This is a genomic window from Sphingobium trunci (genome assembly GCF_022664535.1).
GTDB lineage: Bacteria > Pseudomonadota > Alphaproteobacteria > Sphingomonadales > Sphingomonadaceae > Sphingobium.
Map to the genome: position 1 here is coordinate 1 of NZ_JAKUJY010000069.1, position 852 is coordinate 852.

Sequence of the window (852 nt, forward strand, 5' to 3'; positions counted from 1 at the left end):
GGCCGGATCGACATTCAGCGTAGCCAGATCATGACGGCGGCGAGGTGAATGAAGCCGGCAAAGTGGATGGTTCGCCGTTCGTAGCGCGTTGCGAAGCGGCGGAAATGCTTGAGGCGACTGAAGCATCGCTCGATCCGATTCCGCTGTTTGTAGAGGTCTGTGTCGTGCGGGATAAAGACCTTGCGGTTGCGTTTGGAGGGGATCACCGCCTGCGCTTCCATCTGCGCGATCGTCTCACGTAAATCATTACTGTCATACGCTTTATCGGCGAGCACCGCATCGGCTTCCTGCCCTTCCAGAAGCGCGGGAGCGGTGGTGATGTCATGGGCTTGTCCGGCCGTGATGCGGAACCGCAACGGTCGACCCTGTGCATCGGCGAGCATATGGATCTTGGTCGTCAGTCCTCCTCGGGAACGCCCCAGCGCCTGGTCCTGGGCCCCCCTTTTCCGGTCGCCGCCTGCTGGTGGGCGCGAACGATGGTGCTGTCGATCATCAGATATTGGTTGTCGCGGTCGGTGGTGAGGGCGTCAAACACCCGTTCCCATACGCCAGCATGACACCAGCGACTGAAGCGCCGATGCACGGTCTTCCAGCGGCCATAGCGCTCAGGCAAGTCGCACCAATGAGCTCCAGACCGCAGAACCCACAAACATCCGTTCACAAACAGTCGGTTATCCGACCCCGTCCGCCCAGGATCGCTCGCCTTGCCCGGCAGCAGCGGCGCGACTTTCGCCCACTGCGCATCGTTCAACTCGTACCGCTTGATCGCCATCACTCGCTCCGCGCTTCAACACGGAGTCCTATGAATCAGCGATCAGTCCGTTTGGGAATCCTGAATGTCGATACGGCCTA

At 60.4% G+C, this 852-nt stretch carries 1 protein-coding gene; it reads right to left on the reverse strand.

The features are described from left to right. Positions 1 to 14: 14 nt before the first annotated feature. A protein-coding gene (locus MJ601_RS21780; protein WP_245405908.1) for an IS5 family transposase occupies positions 15 to 772 on the reverse strand; the annotation gives its coding sequence in 2 pieces (ribosomal slippage) (positions 15 to 436 and positions 436 to 772; 759 coding nt in all). Between the last annotated feature and the right edge of the window lie 80 nt (positions 773 to 852).